Source organism: Shinella sp. G-2 (assembly GCF_050172695.1).
Classification (GTDB): Bacteria; Pseudomonadota; Alphaproteobacteria; order Rhizobiales; family Rhizobiaceae; genus Shinella.
Genome location: NZ_JBBEYH010000009.1, coordinates 19,555 through 41,128 on the forward strand (window position 1 = coordinate 19,555; position 21,574 = coordinate 41,128).

20 protein-coding genes are annotated in these 21,574 nt (G+C 65.3%); 16 read left to right on the plus strand and 4 right to left on the minus strand.

All coding sequences use genetic code 11. The features are described 5' to 3' along the window. Positions 1-5 precede the first annotated feature (5 nt). On the plus strand, positions 6-458 hold the full coding sequence (locus tag V8U06_RS15835) for a type II toxin-antitoxin system RatA family toxin (protein WP_427141471.1): 453 nt from the start codon (positions 6-8) through the stop codon (positions 456-458). A gap of 44 nt (positions 459-502) precedes the next feature. Next, the gene (locus V8U06_RS15840) at positions 503-1,312 is read left to right on the plus strand and encodes a hypothetical protein (protein ID WP_427141472.1); all 810 of its coding nucleotides are present in this window, start codon (positions 503-505) and stop codon (positions 1,310-1,312) included. 97 nt (positions 1,313-1,409) lie between these two features. On the opposite strand, the gene V8U06_RS15845 is transcribed toward V8U06_RS15840, so the two are convergent. After that, positions 1,410-1,910, minus strand: coding sequence for a CinA family protein (locus tag V8U06_RS15845; RefSeq protein WP_427141473.1), 501 nt, complete (start codon positions 1,908-1,910; stop codon positions 1,410-1,412). Next, positions 1,907-3,130, minus strand: coding sequence for a bifunctional 2-C-methyl-D-erythritol 4-phosphate cytidylyltransferase/2-C-methyl-D-erythritol 2,4-cyclodiphosphate synthase (locus tag V8U06_RS15850; RefSeq protein ID WP_427141474.1), 1,224 nt, complete (start codon positions 3,128-3,130; stop codon positions 1,907-1,909). Before V8U06_RS15850 ends, V8U06_RS15845 begins: the two co-directional genes overlap by 4 nt. A gap of 145 nt (positions 3,131-3,275) precedes the next feature. Here V8U06_RS15850 and dusB point away from each other — a divergent pair, with 145 nt between their 5' ends. The 9 genes from dusB (at position 3,276) to hflX (ending at position 14,904) form a co-directional block, all read left to right on the plus strand. Then, on the plus strand, positions 3,276-4,301 hold the full coding sequence (gene dusB, locus V8U06_RS15855; protein WP_427141475.1) for a tRNA dihydrouridine synthase DusB: 1,026 nt from the start codon (positions 3,276-3,278) through the stop codon (positions 4,299-4,301). Beyond that, the gene (locus V8U06_RS15860) at positions 4,298-5,446 is read left to right on the plus strand and encodes a two-component system sensor histidine kinase NtrB (protein ID WP_427141476.1); all 1,149 of its coding nucleotides are present in this window, start codon (positions 4,298-4,300) and stop codon (positions 5,444-5,446) included. The genes dusB and V8U06_RS15860 overlap by 4 nt, the downstream gene beginning before the upstream one ends. Beyond that, a complete protein-coding gene (gene ntrC / locus V8U06_RS15865; protein WP_427141477.1) occupies positions 5,446-6,900 on the plus strand; it encodes a nitrogen regulation protein NR(I) in 1,455 nt (484 codons plus the stop codon). Before V8U06_RS15860 ends, ntrC begins: the two co-directional genes overlap by 1 nt. A 202-nt stretch (positions 6,901-7,102) precedes the next feature. After that, positions 7,103-9,373 (plus strand): ATP-binding protein, encoded by a 2,271-nt coding sequence (locus V8U06_RS15870; protein WP_427141478.1) that lies wholly within the window; start codon positions 7,103-7,105, stop codon positions 9,371-9,373. After that, on the plus strand, positions 9,363-10,727 hold the full coding sequence (locus V8U06_RS15875) for a sigma-54-dependent transcriptional regulator (RefSeq protein WP_226919211.1): 1,365 nt from the start codon (positions 9,363-9,365) through the stop codon (positions 10,725-10,727). Before V8U06_RS15870 ends, V8U06_RS15875 begins: the two co-directional genes overlap by 11 nt. 30 nt (positions 10,728-10,757) lie before the next feature. Continuing rightward, positions 10,758-12,134, plus strand: a complete 1,377-nt coding sequence (gene trkA / locus V8U06_RS15880) for a Trk system potassium transporter TrkA (protein WP_427141479.1) — start codon at positions 10,758-10,760, stop codon at positions 12,132-12,134. 164 nt (positions 12,135-12,298) lie between these two features. Then, positions 12,299-13,162 (plus strand): D-amino-acid transaminase, encoded by an 864-nt coding sequence (locus tag V8U06_RS15885; RefSeq protein WP_427141480.1) that lies wholly within the window; start codon positions 12,299-12,301, stop codon positions 13,160-13,162. 97 nt (positions 13,163-13,259) lie between these two features. After that, positions 13,260-13,502 carry an RNA chaperone Hfq gene (hfq, locus tag V8U06_RS15890; protein ID WP_023514954.1) on the plus strand — a complete coding sequence of 81 codons (243 nt, stop codon included), beginning with the start codon at positions 13,260-13,262 and terminating at the stop codon, positions 13,500-13,502. Between the two features lie 76 nt (positions 13,503-13,578). Next, positions 13,579-14,904, plus strand: coding sequence for a GTPase HflX (gene hflX, locus V8U06_RS15895; RefSeq protein ID WP_427141481.1), 1,326 nt, complete (start codon positions 13,579-13,581; stop codon positions 14,902-14,904). A gap of 66 nt (positions 14,905-14,970) precedes the next feature. Here the strand turns inward: hflX and mazG are convergent, their stop codons facing one another. Together mazG and V8U06_RS15905 are read right to left on the minus strand one after the other, a co-directional pair. Further along, complete coding sequence (mazG, locus tag V8U06_RS15900; protein WP_427141482.1) at positions 14,971-15,804, minus strand: nucleoside triphosphate pyrophosphohydrolase; 834 nt, start codon at positions 15,802-15,804, stop codon at positions 14,971-14,973. Between the two features lie 7 nt (positions 15,805-15,811). Then, positions 15,812-16,399 (minus strand): nucleoside deaminase, encoded by a 588-nt coding sequence (locus V8U06_RS15905; RefSeq protein ID WP_427141483.1) that lies wholly within the window; start codon positions 16,397-16,399, stop codon positions 15,812-15,814. A gap of 199 nt (positions 16,400-16,598) precedes the next feature. On the opposite strand from V8U06_RS15905, the gene cysG reads away from it, so the two are divergent. The 5 genes from cysG (at position 16,599) to V8U06_RS15930 (ending at position 21,565) form a co-directional block, all read left to right on the plus strand. Further along, positions 16,599-18,038 (plus strand): siroheme synthase CysG, encoded by a 1,440-nt coding sequence (gene cysG / locus V8U06_RS15910; RefSeq protein ID WP_427141484.1) that lies wholly within the window; start codon positions 16,599-16,601, stop codon positions 18,036-18,038. Position 18,039: 1 nt separating this feature from the next. Continuing rightward, positions 18,040-18,348: a DUF2849 domain-containing protein gene (locus tag V8U06_RS15915; protein ID WP_226919204.1), complete on the plus strand. Its 309-nt coding sequence runs from the start codon at positions 18,040-18,042 to the stop codon at positions 18,346-18,348. A 9-nt stretch (positions 18,349-18,357) separates the two neighbouring features. Then, entirely contained in the window at positions 18,358-20,031 is a 1,674-nt protein-coding gene (locus V8U06_RS15920) for a nitrite/sulfite reductase (protein WP_427141485.1), read from the plus strand. Positions 20,032-20,042: 11 nt separating this feature from the next. Further along, on the plus strand, positions 20,043-20,543 hold the full coding sequence (locus V8U06_RS15925) for a DUF934 domain-containing protein (protein WP_427141486.1): 501 nt from the start codon (positions 20,043-20,045) through the stop codon (positions 20,541-20,543). Between the two features lie 209 nt (positions 20,544-20,752). Beyond that, positions 20,753-21,565 (plus strand): ferredoxin--NADP reductase, encoded by an 813-nt coding sequence (locus V8U06_RS15930; protein WP_427141487.1) that lies wholly within the window; start codon positions 20,753-20,755, stop codon positions 21,563-21,565. Positions 21,566-21,574: the final 9 nt, after the last annotated feature.

Consider the following 21,574-nt stretch of genomic DNA (forward strand, 5'->3'; position numbering starts at 1 on the left):
CGGCCATGCCCCAGTTCGAGACCCGCAGGCCCGTTCCCCATACGCCCCAGCAGATGTTCGACCTCGTCGCCGACGTCGAGCGCTATCCGGAATTCCTGCCGCTCTGCGAGGGGCTGACCGTGCGCTCGCGCAAGGAGCGCGACGGCAAGGAACTGCTCGTCGCCGACATGACGGTCGGCTACAAGGCGATCCGCGAGACCTTCACCACGCAGGTGCTGCTGAACCCCGCAGAGCGGGCAATCGACGTCAAATATATCGACGGGCCGTTCCGCTATCTCGACAACCGCTGGCGCTTCGAGGCGCTGCCGGACGGCGGCTGTTCCGTGCATTTCTTCATCGACTACGAATTCAAGAGTCGCATTCTCGGCGCGCTGATGGGCTCGATGTTCGACCGTGCCTTCCGCATGTTCACGGAGGCCTTCGAGAAGCGCGCGGCGGCGATCTATCCCGCCGCCTGAACTGCCGGATTGAATTTTCCGGCCGGTTCGCCCGTTACCGGGTCATGATCACCCGGCTTGCTCCCTTCGTCCTGATCGTCCTCGCCTGCGCGCCCGCGGCGGCGCAGGAAAAGCCGGGCGAGTACATCCTGCTGCTCGACAAGGACGATCATCCGCTCGCCGGCAGTTACCGGATCGGGCCGGATGTGAAGATGGTGATGAAAAGCAGGAATGGCGGCCTGCCTGGCAATCCCGTTTATCTCGACCGCGCCTTCTTCCCGGCGCGCGAAGCCGAAATGCTCGCCTTCTACAACACCCGTCACGCCTATTCCCCCGATCCTGATACCGCCGATGTCGGCGAGACGGTCGAGATCGTCGACCGCGAGACGCTGCTGCCGCCACTCTTCAAGGACCAGAATCCGGAACGGAAGCAGGCCCTGAAGCTGACGGTTTCAGGACGGCAGGTTTTCGAGGCCGGCGGGCAGAAGCTGGTCGGCAAGGCCTACCGCGTGGAGGGCGTCGAGCCCGGCGGGGACGACCTGCGCTTCGGCGACTATGTCTACATCGAAACCCTGGATATCGTTCTGTCGGCCGAAGCCGCGCCGGCCATTGCCGCGGTGGAGCGGGGCACGGCGACGGGCTCCGGCGATTTTCAGGCGCTCTATGTGGAGCGGGTCGGCGTGATCCCGGATTTCGTGAAATGCATCGCCGACACGCGCAGGACGCCGGACTACAAGGCGCGGGCCGAAAAGCAGCGGGCGAGCGTCGATGCCTTCCTTGCGAAGAATTTCGGCGCCGGCCAGACCTTCTGGGCCGACACGGCGCTCTACGAGATCAACCATGCCATGAACATCTACGCGCTCTGCCCGAACTAGAGTTCGTCAGGGAGAAGTGGAAACCGGTTTTCCCGAAAAGACAAACGAAAACAAAAGAATTTAGAGCATGTCCGGTTCAATCTGAACCTGACATGCTCTAATCCCTGCCGACCTCGATCAGCATATCCAGCGCGGTGCGCACCGTGGCCAGCCTGACGGCGTTGCGGCCGATATCGCCGTAGCGCATTTCCCGGTGCAGGGTGGCGCGGCCGGTGCGGGCGGCGGCGAGGTGGACCAGACCGACGGGCTTTTCTTCCGAGCCGCCACCGGGGCCGGCAATGCCCGTCACGGCGACGGAGATATTGGCCGCCGAATTTCCGATCGCGCCCTCGGCCATTTCGAGAGCGGTCGGGCGGGAGACGGCGCCATGGGCCTTCAGCGTGGCATTGGCAACGCCGATCATCTCGCGCTTGGCCTCGTTGGAATAGGTGACGAAGCCGCGGTCGAAGACGGCCGAGGAGCCGGCGATCTCGGTGATGACGCCGGCGATGAGGCCGGCGGTGCAGGATTCGGCCGTGGCGATCAGCAGTTTGCGGTCGGCGAAATCCGTGACGATGCGCCGGGCGGCGTCCTCGATATCCTCTGGCCAGAAGCTCATGCCTCGCCTCCCTTGTCGGCCACGGTGTAGACCACGGTGGCGGTGGCGATGGCGGCGATGCCCTCGCGGCGGCCGACGAAGCCGATCTTCTCGTTGGTCGTTGCCTTCACCGAGCAGCGGTCGACGGAAATGCCGAGGAATTCGGCAAGGTTCCCGCGCATCGCGTCGCGATGCGGGCCGACCTTCGGCGCCTCGGCGATCAGCGAGACGTCGGCGTTCATGATCGTGCCGCCCCGGGCGCGCACGATGGCGGCGGCGTGTTCGAGGAAGATGCGCGAGGCCGCGCCCTTCCACTGCGGGTCGGACGGGGGGAAGTGATCGCCGATATCGCCGGCCCCGCAGGTGGCGAGCAGGGCGTCCGTCAGGGCATGCAGCGCGACGTCGGCATCGGAATGGCCGGAGAGTTTCTGGTCGTGCGGGATGAACAGGCCGCAAAGCGTCACGCCGTCGCCCTCGACAAGCTGGTGCACGTCGTAGCCGTTGCCGGTGCGGACATCCGGCAGGCCGTGGGAGAGGCGCTGGTCGGCCATGGCGATATCTTTCTGCAGGGTGAGCTTGACGTTGCCGGCGCTGCCTTCGACGAGGTGCACCTGCACGCCGGCCCATTCGGCGATGGCGGCGTCGTCGGTGAAATCGGCGCGGCCCGAGGCGCCGGCGCGGCGGTGCGCTTCCAGAATGGTGGCGAAATGGAAGGACTGTGGCGTCTGCGCGGCGAAGAGGCCGGAACGCGAGACGGTTTCCGTGACATTACCATTGGCGTCGGCGCGCTTCAGCGTGTCGGCGACGGCGATGGCCGGCAGCACGGCCCGGGCGCCGTGATGGAAGGCGGTGAGCGTGCGTTCCAGCATCACGGGTTCGACGAAGGGCCGCACGGCATCCTGGATGAGCACATGGCTGATAGCGTGTCCGGCAAGGGATTCGAGGCCGGCGCGCACGGATTGCTGGCGGGTCGCCCCGCCATGCACCACCGTCAGGCGGCCCTCGGCGGGCAGGGCGGCGGCGCGCGCCGCCGCGAACAGCGCTTCGTCATCGGGATGAATCACGACGACGATATGCCGGGCATGCGGCCATTTGACAAAGAGATCGAGCGTATGGGAGATGACCGGCCTTCCGCCGATGCGGCGATACTGCTTGGGGCCTTCGGCATGGCTGCCGGCCCGTTCGCCCCGCCCGGCGGCAACGATCACCACACCGCAGGATAGTGCATTTTCCGCCTGCATTCGGCTTCACAGCTCCCGTTTCAAAGCGTTTTGAGGTGGTTTAGCCGGAAGGATGCCGCAATTCCAGCGCTGTTCGGAAAATTGCGGCCATGCGAGATTGCGGCTTGGCAAGAACGGTAACTCTGTCTAAAAATAGTGCAACGACATGACCTGCTTGAAAGATAAGCATTTGACGCCTCCCACCCTGTCAGCGCCCTTGGCGATCGGCGGTCAAACCTTCCGGAACCGGGTGGTTCTGGCGCCGATGTCCGGCGTCACCGACCTGCCGTTCCGCGATCTCGCCTGGCGTTTCGGCGCGGGACTGGTGGTGACGGAGATGGTGGCGAGCCGCGAGCTGGCGCTGAACGCGCGGGAAAGCTGGTCGCGCATCCGCAATTGCGGCATCCGTCCGCACATGGTGCAGCTTGCGGGGCGCGAGGCGCACTGGATGGCCGAGGCCGCGCGCATCGCCGAGGGCGAGGGCGCCGATATCATCGACATCAACATGGGCTGCCCGGCCAAGAAGGTCATCGGCGGCTATTCCGGCTCCGCGCTGATGCGCGATCCCGATCACGCGCTCGGCCTCATCGAGGCGACCGTCAATGCCGTGAAGGTGCCGGTAACGGTGAAGATGCGGCTCGGCTGGGACCATGATTCGCTGAATGCGCCGCATATCGCATCGCGCGCCGAGGTGGCCGGGGCGGCAATGATCACCGTGCACGGCCGCACGCGCATGCAGTTCTACGAGGGCAGGGCGGACTGGGACGCCATCCGCGCGGTGCGCGACGTGCTGACCATTCCGCTCGTCGCCAATGGCGACGTGGATACGCCCGAGGACGCGGAAGAGATCCTGCGCCGTTCCGGCGCCGATGCCGTGATGGTCGGCCGTTCCGCGCAGGGGCGACCGTGGCACCCGGCCGTGCTGGGCGGCGCCTGCGTGCATCCGGCCATCGAACAGATCGCGGAGATCGCGGTGGAGCATTACCGCATGATGCTCGATTTCTACGGCGTCGAGGCGGGCCTTCGCCATGCGCGAAAACATGTCGGCTGGTATCTGGAGCGCTTCGCCCCCGGTTTCACCGGGCCAGCCAAGGCGGAGATCATGACGGCGCGCGACAGCGATTTCGTCGCCGAGCGCCTTGCCGCGGCGCTATCGTCCGGCGGCACCGCGACGCTGGGAGAAGCGGCATGACCGGCAAGGGCCCAGACCAGAATGCCGCCAAGGCGCCGGACCTGGCGCTGGCCGTGCTCAACGCCATCCAGAACCCGGTGATCCTCGTCGATGCCGAAGGCCTGATCGCCTTTGCCAACTGGGAGGCCGAATCCTTCTTCGGCGCCAGCGCCAACCATCTTTCCCGCCACAAGGTCTCGACCTTCATTCCCTTCGGCAGCCCGCTTCTGACGCTGATCGACCAGGTGCGCGAGCGCCGCGCGCCCGTCAGCGAATACCGGGTGGACCTGAGTTCGCCGCGGCTCGGCGCGGAAAAGCTGGTCGATATCTATGTCGCGCCCGCCACCACGGAGCCGGGCTCGGTCGTGGTCGTCATCCAGGAACGGTCCATGGCGGACAAGATCGACCGCCAGCTCACCCATCGCGGCGCGGCCCGGTCCGTCACCGGCCTTGCCTCCATGCTGGCGCATGAAATCAAGAACCCGCTCTCCGGCATCCGCGGCGCTGCGCAGCTTCTCGAGACGGCCGTCACCGACGAGGATCGGGCGCTGACGCGCCTCATCTGCGAGGAGACGGACCGCATCGTCTCGCTGGTCGACCGCATGGAGGTCTTTTCCGACGAACGGCCGGTCGACCGCGTGCCGCTCAACATTCACGCGGTGCTCGACCATGTGAAGGCGGTCGCCAAGGCGGGCTTCGGCCGCAACATCCGCATTTCCGAGCTCTACGACCCGTCGCTGCCCCCGGTCTATGCCAACCGCGACCAGCTCGTGCAGGTCTTCCTCAACCTCATCAAGAACGCCGCCGAGGCGATCGGCGACCGGGCGGACGGCGAGATCCAGCTGACGACCGCCTACAGGCCCGGTATCCGCCTCTCGGTCGCCGGCACGCGCGAGAAAATCTCGCTGCCGCTGGAATTCTGCGTGCATGACAACGGCCCGGGTGTCCCGGCCGACCTCCTGCCGCATCTCTTCGACCCCTTCATCACCACCAAGACCAACGGTTCCGGCCTCGGTCTCGCCCTGGTCGCCAAGATCATCGGCGGCCATGGCGGCATCGTCGAATGCGACAGCCAGGGCAACCGGACAACCTTCCGCGTGCTGATGCCGGCCTCCCGCGGCGTCAGCGAAGATGACGACTTTCCCAAGACCAAAGGACAGATTTGATGACAGGCGCCACAGTCCTCGTTGCCGATGACGATGCCGCGATCCGCACGGTGCTCAACCAGGCCCTCAGCCGCGCGGGATATGACGTGCGCATCACCTCCAACGCAGCGACCCTGTGGCGCTGGATCGCCGCGGGCGAGGGCGATATCGTCGTGACCGACGTGGTCATGCCCGACGAAAACGCCTTCGACCTGCTGCCGCGCATCAAGAAGGCGCGGCCTGATCTGCCGGTGCTTGTGATGAGCGCGCAGAACACCTTCATGACGGCGATCAAGGCCTCGGAAAAGGGCGCCTACGACTATCTGCCGAAGCCCTTCGACCTGACCGAGCTGATCGCCATCATCGGCCGCGCGCTCGCCGAGCCGAAGCGCAGGCCCGCCCATGCCGAGGACGACGCGCAGGACGGCATGCCGCTGGTCGGCCGCTCGGCGGCGATGCAGGAAATCTACCGCGTGCTCGCGCGCCTGATGCAGACGGACCTGACGCTGATGATCACCGGCGAATCGGGCACCGGCAAGGAGCTTGTCGCCCGCGCGCTGCACGACTACGGCAAGCGCCGCAACGGCCCCTTCGTCGCCATCAACATGGCCGCGATCCCGCGCGACCTCATCGAATCGGAACTTTTCGGCCACGAGAAGGGCGCATTCACCGGGGCGCAGAACCGCTCGACCGGCCGCTTCGAGCAGGCCGAGGGCGGCACGCTCTTCCTCGACGAGATCGGCGACATGCCGATGGATGCGCAGACCCGTCTGCTGCGCGTGCTCCAGCAGGGCGAATACACCACCGTCGGCGGCCGCACGCCGATCCGCACGGACGTGCGCATCGTCGCGGCGACCAACAAGGACCTGAAGCAGTCGATCAACCAGGGCCTCTTCCGCGAAGATCTCTATTATCGCCTCAACGTGGTGCCGCTGCGCCTGCCGCCGCTGCGCGACCGGGCCGAGGACATTCCCGATCTCGTGCGCCACTTCGTGCAGCAGGCGGAAAAGGAAGGGCTGGACGCCAAGCGTTTCGACCAGGAAGCGCTGGAACTGATGAAGGCCCATCCCTGGCCGGGCAATGTGCGCGAACTGGAAAACGTCGTGCGGCGCCTCACCGCGCTCTATCCCCAGGACGTCATCACCCGCGAGATCATCGAGACGGAGCTGAGGGCCGACATTCCCGACAGCCCCATCGAGAAGACGGTGACCCGCACGGGCTCGCTGTCGATCTCCCAGGCCGTCGAGGAGAACATGCGCCAGTATTTCGCCAGCTTCGGCGATGGCCTGCCACCGGCCGGGCTCTATGACCGCGTGCTGGCCGAAGTGGAATATCCGCTGATCCTCGCCGCGCTCACCGCCACCCGTGGCAACCAGATCAAGGCGGCCGATCTTCTCGGCCTCAACCGCAACACGCTGCGAAAGAAAATTCGCGAATTGGGTGTATCGGTCTATAGAAGCTCCCGCTCTGCTTGACTTTACGGCAAGGGGCGTTGCATTTTGGCCACAATCTGTTGCTTGAGGGTAACAGAGGGGTTGGCGGCCGAATAGGTCCGCGCGCCTGACCGTCAGGAATGCGGATGCAATGCGGCCGCTTTTCCGCGCCGTCGGCGATCCCGAAAACAAGACAGAAATGCCGGCATCCGCTGGATGCACGGCCGGGGAAGCGATGCGGCGCATGAACGAGGACGAAGGCCTGCTCTCGGAAGGACAGGACGTTGGGGCGACCGCCGACCGGCGCGCGTCCTTTGCCTTGCCCGGCCTGCTGCTGGCGGGCGGCGCGCTCGTTGCCGCCACCATCTCGCTCTTCATCCTGCTCGGCCTGACGCCGATCAAGCCGGAAGCCAATGTCGTCATCGCCTCGGCGGCGATCAACGCGATCTTCATCGTCGGCCTGGTGTTCCTGATCGGCCGGGAAATCCTCAGGCTCCTGCGCGCCCGCAGCCGCGGCCGCGCGGCGGCCCGGCTGCATGTGCGCATCGTCGCGCTCTTCTCCATCGTCGCGATCACGCCGGCGGTGCTGGTCGCCATCTTCGCCTCCATCACGCTCGATGTCGGCCTCGACCGCTGGTTCTCCATCCGCACCCAGTCCATCGTCAGCTCCTCACTGAACGTGGCGCAGGCCTATGTGCTGGAAAACGCCAGCTACCTTCAGGGCCAGACGGCCTCGATGGCCAACGACCTCGACCGCAACCGCCAGCTCTACAGCCTCGACCGCACCGGCTTCATCGAGTTGATGACGCGGCAGGCGCGCGGGCGCGGCATGCTGGGCGCGTTCCTTCTGCGCGCCGACGGTTCTCCCATCCTGCAGGCCAGCATTCCGACCGAAAATCCCCTGCCGCCGGTGCCGGAGGATGCGCTGAAGGCATCGGCCGCCGGCCAGCCGACCCTCATTCCGCCGGGCACCACCAATCTCGTCGGCGCGATCATCAAGCTCGAGAACGTGCCGGATGCGTTTCTCTACACGATCCGCACGGTCGATCCCGAAGTCATGCGCTCCATGCGCCTGATGGAGGAGAACACGGCCGAGTATCGCGCGCTGGAAGCCGGGCGCACCACGCTGCAGATTGCCTTCGGCGTGCTCTATCTCGGCTTCGCGCTGATCGTGCTTTTGGCCGCGATCTGGACCGCCATCGCGGTCGCCGACCGCATCGTGCGGCCGATCCGCCAGCTCATCGGCGCGGCCGACAGCGTGGCCTCGGGCAATCTCGACGTGACGGTGCCCGTGCGCGTCGCCGACGGCGACGTCGGCAATCTCTCGCGCACCTTCAACAAGATGATCGCCGAAATCCGGGCGCAGCAGGGCCAGATCCTCGACGCCAAGGACGAGGTGGACCATCGCCGCCGCTTCATCGAAGCGGTGCTGTCGGGCGTCACGGCCGCCGTCATCGGCGTCGAGGGCGACGGCTGCATCACCATCGCCAACCTTTCGGCGGAAATCCTGCTCGGCCGCGACACCAGCGATCTGCTCGGCCGGCCGCTCGCCGAGGTCGCGCCGGAAATCGCCGCGGTTCTGTCGGAAGGTTCCACCCGTCACCGCAACGACTACCGCAAGCAGATCAACATCATGCATGGCGGCAAGGAGCGGACGCTGAACGTGCAGGTGACGCGCGAGGAGGCGAAGGATGCGCAGGAATCCTACGTCGTCACCATCGACGACATCACCGATCTCGTCATCGCGCAGCGCTCGACCGCCTGGGCGGACGTGGCGCGCCGCATTGCGCACGAGATCAAGAACCCGTTGACGCCCATCCAGCTTTCCGCCGAACGCATCCGCCGCCGCTACGGCAAGCAGATCGACCAGGAGGACCGCGCGGTCTTCGACCAGTGCACCGACACGATCGTGCGCCAGGTGGAGGATATCGGCCGCATGGTCGACGAGTTCTCCGCCTTCGCGCGCATGCCGAAGCCGACCAAGGAGCGCTCGGACCTGCGCGGCATCCTGAAGGATGCCGTCTTCCTGCGCGAGATGGGCAACAACCACGTCGCCTTCCAGAAGGATCTCGGCGACGTCGCGCTGACCGGTCTCTTCGATGCGCGCATGCTCGGCCAGGCCTTCGGCAATCTCATCAAGAATGCGGTGGAGGCCATCGAGGCGCTGCCGCCGGATGCCGCGCGCTCCGATCACAAGATCATGGTGCGGGCGAACGCCGACGACGCGGGCCGCCGTTTCGTCGTCGACGTCATCGACAACGGCAAGGGCCTGCCGACCGAGAACCGGCATCGCATTCTGGAACCCTACATGACCATGCGCGAGAAGGGCACCGGCCTCGGTCTCGCCATCGTCAAGAAGATCATCGAAGACCATGGCGGGCAGCTGGAATTGCACGACGCCCCCGCGGATTTCGACAACGGCCACGGGGCAATGATCCGGGTGATCCTGCCTTACGAGGAAACCGCGGCCGTCGATGCGGACAATAAGAGCAAGGAAATGAGCCATGGCCTCTGACATTCTTGTGGTTGATGACGAGGAGGACATCCGCGAGATCGTCTCCGGCATCCTTTCCGACGAGGGGCACGAGACGCGCACCGCCTATGACAGCGACAGCGCGCTGGCCGCCATCAGCGACCGCGTGCCGCGTCTCGTCTTTCTCGACATCTGGATGCAGGGCAGCAAGCTCGACGGTCTTGCACTGCTCGACGAGATCAAGAGCCGCCATCCCGACCTGCCGGTCGTGATGATCTCCGGCCACGGCAATATCGAGACGGCCGTCTCGGCGATCCGCCGCGGCGCCTACGATTTCATCGAGAAGCCCTTCAAGGCCGACCGGCTGATCCTGATCGCCGAGCGCGCGCTGGAAAATTCCAAGCTGCGCCGCGAGGTGACGGAACTGAAGAAGCGTTCGGGCGACCCGGCCGAGCTGATCGGCACCTCCGTCGCCGTCTCGCAGCTTCGCCAGACCATCGAAAAGGTCTCGCCCACCAACAGCCGCATCATGATCCTAGGCCCCTCCGGCTCCGGCAAGGAACTGGTGGCGCGCATGATCCACCGCAAGTCGAGCCGCGCCAACGGCCCCTTCGTGGTGCTAAACGCCGCCGCCATCACGCCCGAACGCATGGAGATCGCGCTGTTCGGCACGGAAGGCACGCCCGGCCAGCCGCGGCGGACCGGCGCGCTGGAAGAGGCCCATGGTGGCATCCTCTATCTCGACGAGATCGGCGAAATGCCGCGCGAGACGCAGAACAAGATCCTGCGCGTGCTGGTCGACCAGCAGTTCGAGCGCGTCGGCGGCTCCAAGCGGGTGAAGGTCGATGTGCGCATCATCTCCTCCACCGCCTACAATCTCGAAAGCCTGATCGCCGAAGGCGGTTTCCGCGAGGACCTCTATCATCGCCTCGCCGTCGTGCCGGTGCGCGTGCCGCCGCTGGCCGAGCGGCGCGAGGACATTCCCTTCCTCGTCGACATGTTCATGCGGCAGGTCAGCGAGCAGGCGGGCATCCGGTCGCGCAAGATCGGCGACGACGCGCTCGCCGTGCTGCAGGCGCACGACTGGCCGGGCAACATCCGCCAGCTGCGCAACAATATCGAGCGCCTGATGATTCTCGCGCGCAGCGACGGTCCCGATACGCCGATCACCGCCGACATGCTGCCGACGGAAGTGGGCGACATGCTGCCGAAGATCTCGACGCAGGGCGACCAGCACATCATGACGCTGCCGCTGCGCGAGGCGCGTGAAATGTTCGAACGCGACTACCTCATCGCCCAGATCAACCGCTTCGGCGGCAACATCTCCCGCACGGCGGAATTCGTCGGCATGGAACGCTCGGCGCTCCATCGCAAACTGAAGTCGCTTGGCGTATAAGGCCCTCAGGGACTTGAGGGATTCGGCGATATGAAGGTCATCATCTGCGGCGCCGGCCGCGTCGGTTACGGTATCGCGGAACGGCTCTCGGAAGAGGGCAACGACGTTTCGGTGATCGACAACCAGCCCTCGCTGATTGCCGCCATCACCGAGACGCTCGACGTCAGCGGCATCGTCGGCCACGGCGCGCATCCGGAGGTGCTGGCGAAAGCCGGCGCGGACCAGGCGGACATGCTGATCGCCGTCACCCTGTTCGACGAGATCAACATGGTCGCCTGCCAGGTCGCCCATTCGCTCTTCAACGTGCCGACCAAGATCGCCCGCATCCGCTCGCAGAACTATCTGGCGCCGGAATATTCCGACCTCTTCTCGCGGGATAACCTGCCGATCGACGTCACCATCTCGCCGGAGGTGGAAGTGGGCAAGATGGTGCTGCGGCGCATCTCCTTCCCCGGCGCGACGGATGTCGTGCGCTTCGCCGATGACCGCATCGTCATGGTGGCCATCGAATGCATGGAGGATTGCCCGGTCGTCGAGACGCCGCTGAAGCAGTTGAGCGAGCTTTTCCCCGATCTCAACGCCACCGTCACCGGCATCTTCTCCAACGGCAAGCTCTTCGTGCCGAATTCGTCCGACCAGCTGCATTCGGGCGATCTCGCCTATGTCGTCTGCGACAAGGGGCATGTACGCCGCACGCTGGCGCTCTTCGGCCATGAGGAGCAGGAGGCGGCGCGTATCGTCATCGCCGGCGGTGGCAATATCGGCTATTTCGTCGCCAAGGCCATCGAGGACTACCAGCCCAAGACCCGGCTGAAGATCATCGAGAGCGACCGCGAGCGCGCCGTGGCGGTGGCCGAGAAGCTGCGCAACACCGTCGTCCTGCATGGTTCGGCGCTCGACCAGAAGATGCTGCTCCAGGCCGATATCCAGGATGCCGACCTGATCGTCTCGCTCACCAACAACGACCAGATCAACATTCTCGGCAGCGTCATGGCCAAGCGCCTCGGCTGCAAGCAGAACCTCGTGCTGATCAACGATCCCGCCTATGAGGATTTCACCAAGACGCTCGGCATCGACGCGCATATCAATCCGCGCGCCGTGACGATCTCCGGCATCCTGCAGCATGTGCGCAAGGGGCGTATCCGCTCGGTCTATGCCGTGCAGAAGGGTTCTGCCGAAGTGATCGAGGCCGAGGCGCTGGAGACCTCTCCGCTCGTCGGCAAGCCGCTGCGCGAGATCGAGCTGCCGCCCGGCATCCGCGTCGGCGCGATCTATCGCGACAAGACGGTGATCCGCCCGGACGGCAACACGAAGATCAAGGCCAAGGACCGCGTCGTGCTCTTTGCTGCCGCGGCCTCCGTTCGCCATGTCGAACAGCTTTTCCGCGTCAGCATCCAGTATTTCTAGAGTTTGTCAGGGAAAAGTGGGAACCGCTTTTCCCGAAAAGACAAACGAAAACAAAAGAATTGAGAGCATGCCTGGTTCAATGTGAACCTGACATGCTCTAGCACAGCTCCAGCAAACCGCGCGGCCGGCCCCGCATCCGGCCCGGCGCGACCACAGGACCCTTCATGCCCCGCTTTGCCTATGTCAACGGCCGCTATGTCCGCCATGCCGAAGCCGCCGTCTCCATCGAGGATCGCGGCTTCGTCTTCGCCGACGCGGTCTACGAGGTCTGCCAGGTGCAGCAGGGCCATATCGTCGACCTGACGCGCCATCTCGACCGCCTCGACCGCTCGCTCGGCGAGATTCGTATCCGTCCGCCGATGCCGCGGGCGGCGCTGGTGGGCATCATGCGCGAGGTCCTGCGCCGCAACCGCGTCGTCAATGGCATGGTCTATCTTCAGGTGACGCGCGGTGTCGCGCGGCGCGATCATGTCTTCCCGTCGCCGGACGTGCGCGCCGCGCTTGTCGTCACGGCGAAATCGCTCAATCCCGCGGTGAACGCGGCGAAATATGCCGCCGGCATCAAGGCGGCGACCGTGCCGGACAACCGCTGGGGCCGGGTCGACATCAAGACCGTCGGCCTTCTGCCGAACGTTCTCGCCCGCCAGCAGGCGAAGGAGGCGGGGGCGCAGGAGGCGATCTTCGTCGATGCGGACGGCAACGTCACGGAAGGCGGCGCGACGAACCTGTGGATCGTCGACAAGGCCGGAACGCTTGTCACACGCCCGGCCGATCATTCGATTCTGCGCGGCATCACCCGCACCACGCTGATGGATGTCGCGGAAAAGCTCGGCGTGAAGGTCGAGGAACGGCGCTTTTCCGTCGCCGAGATGCTGGAAGCGCGGGAAGTCTTCATTACGGGGGCGACGACGATCTGCCTGCCGGTGGTTTCCATCGACGGTCAGACGATCGCCAACGGCCATCCCGGCATGACGGCGCAGAAACTCAGGGATGCTTTTTTCGCCGTTGCGGAGAAGACCGCGATTTGATACCAAAATCGGCGGTCCGGGAGTTTCTGCCGGGCCGGGGGGCATTTATTTTCAGTCAACCGGTCTCAAGGGCCGGCAATCAGAAAGAAGCGGCGCCATGGCGGAACGTTCTCAGAACCTGCAGGATCTTTTTCTTAATACCGTTCGCAAGCAAAAGATTTCTCTGACGATCTTTCTCATCAACGGGGTCAAGCTGACCGGGGTTGTCACCTCCTTCGACAATTTCTGCGTGCTGCTCCGTCGCGACGGTCACTCGCAGCTCGTGTACAAGCACGCGATCTCGACCATCATGCCCGGCCAGCCGCTGCAGATGTTCGAGACCGAGGAAAGCGGCTCCTGACAGGACCACGAACATTAAAAAAACCGATATAAGCAAGGACTCTATCGTTCCGGAGGCTGAAAAGCACCGGGACGATATGCGCGCCGTCGTCATCGTTCCGGTGCTGAAGGCGCAGCGGTCGAAGCCCGATCCGGCAGCGCCGGCCACGCGTTCCGACGAGGCGCGCCTGGAAGAGGCCGTCGGGCTTGCCCGCGCCATCGACCTGACCATCCCGCATGCGGCCGTCGTGACCGTCAGCCAGCCGAAGCCCGGCACGCTGCTCGGCACCGGCAAGATCGCGGAAATCAAGGCTGCGCTCGACGAACACGATGCCGGCCTCGTCATCGTCGACCATCCGCTGACGCCGGTTCAGCAGCGCAACCTCGAGAAGGAATGGGCCGCCAAGGTCATCGACCGCACGGGCCTCATCCTCGAAATCTTCGGCCGCCGCGCCTCCACCAAGGAAGGCACGCTGCAGGTCGAGCTTGCGCATCTCAACTACCAGCGCGGCCGTCTCGTCAGAAGCTGGACCCACCTCGAACGCCAGCGCGGTGGCGCGGGCTTCATGGGCGGTCCGGGCGAAACGCAGATCGAAGCCGACCGCCGCCTGCTGCAGGACAAGATCGTCAAGCTGGAGCGCGAACTGGAGCAGGTGCGCCGCACCCGCCAGCTTCACCGCTCCAAGCGCAAGAAGGTGCCGCACCCGATCGTGGCGCTGGTCGGCTATACCAATGCCGGCAAGTCGACGCTGTTCAACCGCATCACCGGGGCAGGGGTTCTGGCCGAGGACATGCTCTTCGCCACGCTCGATCCGACCTTGCGCCGCATGAAGCTGCCGCAGGGCCGCACCGTCATCCTGTCGGACACCGTCGGCTTCATCTCGGACCTGCCGACCCACCTCGTCGCCGCCTTCCGCGCGACGCTGGAAGAGGTGCTGGAAGCCGACCTGATCCTGCATGTGCGCGACATGTCCGACCCGGACAACGGCGCGCAGTCGGCCGACGTGCTGCGCATCCTCGCCGATCTCGGCATCGACGAGAAGGACGGCGCGGAGCGCATTCTCGAAGTCTGGAACAAGATCGACCGGCTGGAGCCCGAGGCGCGCGACGCCCTCGTACAGAAGGCCGGGAGCCAGCCGAACGTCATCGCCGTCTCGGCTATTTCGGGCGAGGGCGTCGACACGCTGCTCGGCGAGATCAACCAGCGGCTTTCCGGCGTGCTGGTCGACCGCGACGTCATCGTTCCGGTGACGAAGCTGCAACTTCTGCCGTGGATCTACGATCATTCCATCGTCGATGCGCGCGAGGACCTGGAAGACGGCAATGTGCGCGTGGAACTGCGGCTGACGGAAACGGAAGCGGCGGAACTCGACCGGCGGCTCGGCATCGGCGGCAAGCCGGCGCGCGAGGACTGGGAGCGCTGACGGCGGGGGCGGTTTTGTTCGCCCCTCGTCCTGCTCGTCTTTCCGGCAAATCCGGGGAAATGTGCCCTATTTCAACTGCCGTTCGATCTGCTTGGCCGCCTGCCAGAGCGCTTCCATGCGCTCCAGCGTCGCCGCCTCCAGGCTTTCGCCATTCGCCGCAAGGCTCTCCTCGATATGCGAGAAGCGGTTGCGGAACTTGGTGTTGGTGCCGCGCAGCGCCATTTCCGGATCGGCGCCGACATGGCGGCCGATATTGACCAGCGCGAAGATCAGGTCGCCGAGTTCGTCGGCGACGGCCGTCTGGTCGCCATCGCGCAAGGCTTGCCGCAATTCGCCGACCTCCTCCTCGATCTTGTCGAGGATCGGCGCCGGCTCCGACCAGTCGAAACCGACCTTGGCCGCGCGCTCCTGCAGCTTCAGCGCCTCCACGAGGGCCGGGAAGGAGCGTTGCACGGAACCGAGATGGCCGCGCAGCGGATCCTCCGGCAGGCCGCGCCGGGCGCGGCGCTCCTCGCGCTCGCGCTTTTCCGCCTGCTTGATTTCGTCCCATTGCAGCTTCACCGCCGCGGGCGTGTCGGCATCGGACCTTGCGAAGACATGCGGATGGCGGCGGATCATCTTGCGCGTCACGGCCTCGACGACGCTGCCGAAATCGAAGTCGCCCCGTTCCTCCGCCATGCGGGCATGGAACACCACCTGCAGGAGCAGATCGCCCAGTTCCTCGCAGAGGTCGTCCATGTCGTTGCGCTCGATGGCGTCGGCGACCTCGTAGGCTTCCTCGATCGTATAGGGCTTGATCGTCTCGAAGGTCTGCACGATGTCCCACGGGCAACCGGTTTCAGGCTGGCGCAGGGCCGCCATGATGTCGATCAGGCGTTCGATGTCGCGGCTCGGCTCCATGCGGTCCTCAATTCAATGGAATGGCATTGCCGGCCTTGCCGGACTGGTAGGCGTCTGACAGCGCGTCATAGGCGGCGCGGATGTCGCGGTCCTGTTTCTTGAGGCCCGCTTTGGCGGCATCGTCGGCCGTGGCGATGAGATCGGCGATGGCGGCGGAGCGCCAGAAGGCGTTCGTCCTGGCATAGCCGCCCGGATCGAGCCGGAAGACTTCCTTCAGGATGCGCAGGTCATGGGGAATGGCGAAGCTGTCGCGCGAATCCTCATGGCTGAAGAAATAATAGAAATTGTCGAAGCCGGCCCAGGTGATGGCCGAAAGGCACATCGAGCAGGGCTCGTGCGTCGAGAGGAAGACGTAGTCTTTGGTATTGGGCTTTTCCACGCGCTCGTAGAGGCGCTTCAGCGTGTGCACCTCGCCATGCCAGAGCGGGTTTTCCGTCTCGTTGTTCGTCTCGGCGAGCACGAGCGACAGGTCGGCCTTGTTGAGGATGGCCGCGCCGAAAACCTTGTTGCCATCAGCCACGCCCTTGCGCGTCAGCGGCAGGATGTCGAATTCCATGACGTCGAGCAGACGTTTGGCGAGAGCGGCCTCATCCATGGCGGGATTCCTTATCCGGCGTCGTGCGGCAATCCTTAGCGGGCGCCGTGGCGGGCAGGCAAGGGCGGCCGGTGACTTATGCTCAAAATGCCGGGTGCCGGAGCAAAACAATACGCCCCTCCAAGGCCAATGGAATTTCTGTTTCTTTTGTTTCTGGCGGATTTTCGCGATAGTGCGCACACTTCAACCGGACCCGATCATGAGCGCAGCCCAGCACAAGCTTTCGACGTTCCCCGCCTTCTTCCGCGTCAGCGGCAGGACGGTCGTGGTCGTGGGCGAGGGCGACGAGGCCTTCGCGAAGGCGCGGCTGCTGTTCAACACGGACGCCCGGATCGTCGTGCTGGCCGAGGCGCCGGACGCCGATTTCGCCCGCTTCATCACTGAAAAGGACCTCGTCCTCGTGCGCGCCCCCTTCTCGAAGGAGGCCATTGCCGACGCGACCCTCGTCTTCGCCGCCACCGGCGATGCCGCCGCCGACCGCGCCATTTCCACGGCCGCGCGCGACCTGCGCATCCCGGTCAATGCCGTCGACCAGCCGGACTATTGCGACTTCTTCACTCCGGCGCTCGTCAACCGCGCGCCGGTCGCCGTCGCCATCGGCACGGAAGGCGCGGGGCCGGTGCTGGCGCAGATGATCCGCGCGCAGGTCGACCAGATCCTTTCGCCCTCGCTCGGCCGGCTGGCGCGCCTTGCCAACGGCTACCGCGAGGCCGTCGACCGCGTGCTGCCGCGCGGCGTGACGCGCCGCGTCTTCTGGCGCCGCTTCTTCCAGGGCGCTGTCGCCGACGCCGTCAACAACGGCGATATCGATCTGGCGCGCCGCGCCGCCACCACGCTGCTGAACGCGCAAGGACGGGCCGCCGGCCATGTCTGGCTGGTCGGCGCGGGTCCCGGCGCGGAAGACCTTCTGACGCTGCGCGCCCAGCGCGTCATGATGGAAGCCGACGTCATCGTCTTCGACGCGCTCGTGCCGCAGGCCATCGTCGACATGGGCCGGCGCGATGCCGAGCGCCTTTCCGTCGGCAAGCGCAAGGGCTGCCATTCCAAGTCGCAGGACGAGATCAACGACCTGCTGGTGGACCTCGGCAAGGCCGGAAAGCGCGTCGTGCGCCTGAAGTCCGGCGATCCGCTCGTCTATGGCCGCGCCGGCGAGGAAATGGCCGCGCTCCGCCAGGCGGGCGTCACCTACGAGGTCGTGCCGGGCATCACCTCCGCCTTCGCCGCCGCCGCCGATTTCGAACTGCCGCTGACGCTGCGCGGCGTTGCCTCCTCGCTCGTCTTCACCACCGGTCACGACCTGACGGGCTCGGTGCTGCCCGACTGGGCGCGGCTTGCCATTTCCGGCGCCACCATCGCCGTCTATATGGGCCGCACGGTCGCCGCCTCCGTCGCCGCACGGCTGATGGAAGCCGGCCTGCCGGCGGAAACCACCGTCGCCGTCGTGGAAAGTGCCAGCCGCCGCGAAAAGCGCCTGCTTCACGGCACGCTGAAGGACCTGCCGGGTCTTCAAAGCCGCGACGAACTGGACGGTCCCGTCATGGTGATCATCGGCGATGCCGTCGCCGGCGCCAATTTTGAACATTCCGAGCCGCTCGCCGCCCGTGCGCCGGCTCGCGCCACCGCAGCATTGGGAGCATGAGATGGCCGACAAGGTTCTGACAGCCAACCGCCTTTCCGACGGCATTTCCGTCTGGCTGGACGCCGCCGGCAACTGGAACGAACGGCTCCAGGCCGCCTTCGTCGCCCGCCACAAGGAAGCCGTCGAGGCGCTGGAAGCCACCGGCAAGCAGGCCTTCGCCGATAACAAGGTGGTGGACGTCAACGTCGTCGAGGTGGAGGAGATCGACGGCGTGCTGCGGCCGCTGCGCATGCGCGAGCGCATCCGCGCCGAAGGCCCTTCCATTGCCTATGCCGCCGGCTATGCTGGCCTTGCCGCCACGGCCGCCTGAGGATCTTGCATGTACCGTTACGACGAATTCGATCACGCCTTTGTCTCCGACCGCGTGGAGCAGTTCCGCGATCAGGTCAGCCGCCGCCTCTCGGGTGAACTGGCCGAGGATGCGTTCAAGCCGCTGCGCCTGATGAACGGTGTCTACCTGCAGCTTCACGCCTATATGCTGCGCGTCGCCATTCCCTACGGCACGCTGAATTCGCGCCAGATGCGCATGCTGGCCTATATCGCCCGCAAGTACGACCGCGGCTACGGTCACTTCACCACGCGCCAGAACATCCAGTACAACTGGCCGAAACTGTCCGAACTGCCGGATGCGCTGGCTGACCTTTCCACCGTCGAGATGCACGCGCTGCAGACCTCCGGCAACTGCATTCGCAACGTGACGGCCGATCACTTCGCCGGCGCTGCGGCCGACGAGGTCGCCGATCCGCGTCCCTATGCGGAAATCCTGCGCCAGTGGTCGTCCGTCCATCCGGAATTCTCCTTCCTGCCGCGCAAGTTCAAGATCGCCGTCACCGGCGCCGAGCGCGACCGCGCGGCGATCCAGGTGCACGACATCGGCCTGCACCTGAAGAAGAACGAGAAGGGCGAGATCGGCTTTGCCGTCTATGTCGGCGGCGGGCAGGGGCGCACGCCCATGGTCGCCAAGAAGATCCGCGACTTCCTGCCGGAAGAGGACCTCCTGTCCTACACGACGGCGATCATGCGCGTGTACAATCTGCACGGCCGCCGCGACAACAAGTACAAGGCGCGCATCAAGATCCTCGTGCACGAGACCGGCGCGGAAGAACTGGCGCGGCAGGTGGAGGTCGAGTTCGCGGACCTGAAGAACGGCGAGCTGAAACTGCCCGAGCAGGACATCGCCGCCATCACGGCCTACTTCGCGCCGCCGGAGCTGGCGCCCCGCGCCGAGGGCTGGACGAGCCTTGCGCAGTGGAAGAAGGCCGATGCGGACTTCGCCCGCTGGGTGCAGCAGAACGTGCAGCCGCACAAGCATCCCGACTACGGCATGGTGACGATTTCGCTGAAGCCGATCGGCGGCATCCCGGGCGACGCCACCGACACGCAGATGGAAGCCGTCGCCGATATCGCGGCAGAATACGCCTTCGACGAGATCCGCGTCAGCCACGAGCAGAACCTGATCCTGCCGCATGTCGCGCTCGCCGATCTGGAGCCGGTCTATCGCGGCCTCGTCGCGGCGGGCCTTGCGACGGCCAATGCCGGCCTCATTACCGATATCATCGCCTGTCCCGGGCTGGACTACTGCGCCCTGGCCAACGCCCGCTCGATCCCGGTCGCGCAGGAGATCTCCACTCGTTTCGGCGCGCCCGAGCGCCAGGCCGAGATCGGCGAACTGAAGATCAAGATTTCCGGCTGCATCAATGCCTGCGGCCACCACCATGTCGGCCATATCGGCCTGCTCGGCGTCGAGAAGAAGGGTGAGGAACTCTACCAGATCACGCTCGGCGGTTCGGGAGACGAGAACACGTCGATCGGCGAGATCATCGGCCGCGGCTTCGAACCGGAAAAGGTGACGGACGCCATCGAGGTCATCGTCGACACCTATCTCGGCCTTCGCCTCGATCCCTCGGAAATCTTCCTGGACGCCTATCGCCGCGTCGGGCCGCAGCCCTTCAAGGATGCGCTCTACGGCGACAAGTCGGCAGCGGCGGCCTGAGGAGAACGATGATGACGAAAATCTGGAACGAAGCCGGTTTTGTCTCGGACGATCCGTGGATCCTCGAAACGGAAGAAACCAAGGCGGGCTCGAACGAGAAGGCTATCCTCGGCCTCGAGGATTTCCTTGCCCGCGTTTCCGCGACGGACGAAAGCGGCCTCGGCGTGCTGATCAACCCGGCGGACGACGTGCGCCGGCTGGAAGGCCATCTCGATCGCATCGCGCTGGTCGCCGTCGCTTTCCCGGCCTTCAACGACGGCCGCGCCTTCAGCCATGCCTCGCTGCTGCGCTCGCGCCTCAATTTCACGGGCGAGGTGAGGGCGGTGGGTGACGTCCTGATCGACCAGATCCCGCTAATGCTGCGCTGTGGCATCGACAGCTTCGCCGTCACCAATGCGACGGCGCTGAAGCGACTGGCGGAAAACCGCCTGCCGGGCATCGACAACCATTACCAGCCGGCTGCCCGCGCCTCCACGGATGTGGGTTCCTATAGCTGGCGCCGCCGGGCCTGATTTCGGGGCCCGACCGGCGAAAGGCCGCAATTGCGTGACAGTCTTGAGGCAGATCAAGGACACGCATTGCGGCTTGCGGGAAAAGAGACGCGCGGCAAACTATTGCGCGGCCAATTGGCGCATTGGAACGGAATACCTTCCTTTGCCTCTCAACATGTAATATCTGCCTATCGTCAAGATTTTCCGACGCAGCCAGGATCGATCCCGAAATGAACGCACCTGCCAAGACCGAAGACTTTGTGGCATCCGTACCCGCCGGCGTGTTCGCCGAGACGGTGACGAGCGTACAGCACTATACGGATCGCCTGTTCCGCTTCCGCATGACGCGCCCGGAAAGCTTCCGCTTCCGGTCCGGCGAGTTCGCGATGATCGGCCTGATGGTCGGCGAGAAGCCGGTCTACCGCGCCTATTCGATCGCAAGCCCGGCCTGGGACGAGGAACTGGAATTCTTCTCGATCAAGGTGCCGGACGGTCCGCTGACCTCGCATCTCCAGCAGATCAAGGCGGGCGACACCGTGCTGATGCGCAAGAAGCCGACCGGCACGCTGGTGCTCGACGCGCTGACGCCCGGCAAGCGGCTTTACATGTTCTCCACCGGCACGGGCATCGCGCCCTTCGCGAGCCTCATCCGCGACCCGGAGACCTACGAGAAGTATGACGAGGTCATCCTCACGCACACCTGCCGCGAGGTTTCCGAACTGCAATATGGCTTCGATCTCGTCGAGGAGATTCGCAACCACGAATTCCTGTCGGAAGTCGTCGGCAACAAGCTGCGCCACTATGCGACGGTCACCCGCGAGGACTATCCGTTCCAGGGCCGCATCACCGACCTCATTCGCAACGGCAAGATGTTCGCGGATCTCGGCGTGCCGCATTTCGACCCGGCGGTCGACCGCGGCATGATCTGCGGCTCCTCGGCCATGCTGAAGGAAACCAAGGTGTTGCTGGAGCAGGCCGGCCTGACGGAAGGCGCCAATAACAAGCCGGGCGAATTCGTCATCGAGCGCGCCTTCGTCGACTGAGCGAACGGG